1 pseudogene is annotated in these 586 nt (G+C 39.6%); it reads left to right on the top strand.

The features are described from left to right. Positions 1-586: pseudogene (locus tag EII37_RS10820) on the top strand (IS256-like element IS905 family transposase); the annotation flags it as partial.

Raw genomic sequence — 586 nt, 5'->3', positions numbered from 1 at the left:
AAGCAACTCAGGAGAATGTCGCTACTTTTCATGAGCGAAGCTTAGAAGCCAATTACTCTGTTTTATTTCTTGACGGAACCTATCTTCCATTAAGACGTGGAACCGTTAGTAAAGAATGTATTCATATCGCACTTGGCATTACACCAGAAGGACAGAAGGCTGTTCTTGGATATGAAATCGCCCCAAATGAAAACAATGCTTCTTGGTCCACCCTGTTAGACAAGCTTCAAAACCAAGGAATCCAACAGGTTTCTCTTGTAGTGACCGATGGCTTCAAGGGGCTTGAACAGATTATCAGTCAGGCTTACCCATTAGCTAAACAACAACGTTGCTTAATTCATATTAGTCGAAATCTAGCTAGTAAAGTGAAACGAGCAGATAGAGCGGTTATTCTGGAGCAATTTAAAACGATTTATCGTGCTGAAAATTTAGAAATGGCAGTGCAAGCTTTAGAGAACTTTATCGCCGAATGGAAACCAAAGTATAGGAAAGTCATGGAAAGTCTGGAGAATACGGATAATCTTTTAACTTTTTATCAGTTTCCCTACCAGATTTGGCACAGCATTTATTCGACAAACCTCATTGA

Origin of the sequence: Streptococcus sp. OH4692_COT-348, assembly GCF_003859975.1 — a bacterium.
In the GTDB taxonomy this organism is placed as follows: domain Bacteria; phylum Bacillota; class Bacilli; order Lactobacillales; family Streptococcaceae; genus Streptococcus.
The sequence above is the reverse complement of the archived record's forward strand: the minus strand, read 5'-3'. Positions and strand labels throughout refer to the sequence as shown.